Source organism: Herbiconiux daphne (assembly GCF_024979295.1).
In the GTDB taxonomy this organism is placed as follows: Bacteria; Actinomycetota; Actinomycetes; order Actinomycetales; family Microbacteriaceae; genus Herbiconiux; species Herbiconiux daphnes.
The window spans coordinates 1-631 of the sequence record NZ_JANLCJ010000499.1 but is presented as its reverse complement, the minus strand read 5'-3'; the positions used below and the strand labels follow the sequence as shown (position 1 = coordinate 631).

The 631-nt window shown below is 44.5% G+C and carries 1 protein-coding gene; it reads left to right on the top strand.

What is annotated here, in order from left to right:
* On the top strand, window positions 1-631 hold a 631-nt coding region (locus N1032_RS26080), incomplete at both ends, for a hypothetical protein (protein WP_259543533.1).

Below are 631 nucleotides of genomic sequence, written 5' to 3'. Positions count from 1 at the left end.
CTGATGATCTCTTGAATAAAGGTTATGACCGTCAAGAGATTCAACAGTATATTGAGACAGGGAATTCCAAAATCCTTACATCCCCTGAACAACGTGCTATGCAACAGCTGCAACAGCAGAATCAGTTGCAACAGCAGAATCTTCAGATTCAAACAGGTCAGCAGAATCTTGAGAAAGCTCAGTATGAGAATACTCCTGAAATGCGTGCTCTGGATGTACAGGAACGTCAGAATAAGATGCAGTACAACCAAGCGATGATGGATCAGATGCGTGGAAACATGGCACTGAAACAGCAAGAAGCTCCAATTCGTCTTCAGACTCTGCAACAGAATGCTCAGACTGCTCAGATGAAAGCTACAGCAGCAGCTGCTAAAGCTCAGGGTATGCAGGCTCATGTTGTTCAGGGTGCTAATGGTGCTCAGATTCCAGTATCACCATACAAAATTGGTGAATACAACGTTATGCTTAACAGCCGTGGTAACCCAATCATCAACTCCAAAGGTGTTGCAACAGTGTATGATGCTAAGACTGGTCAGACATTCGCTGTTAACACTAACAAACAGGCAACCGAAGCAGCTCTTGCTTCTGTGGCTCGTTCTAACCGTCTTATCAATAACAAGTCGGAGGCCAA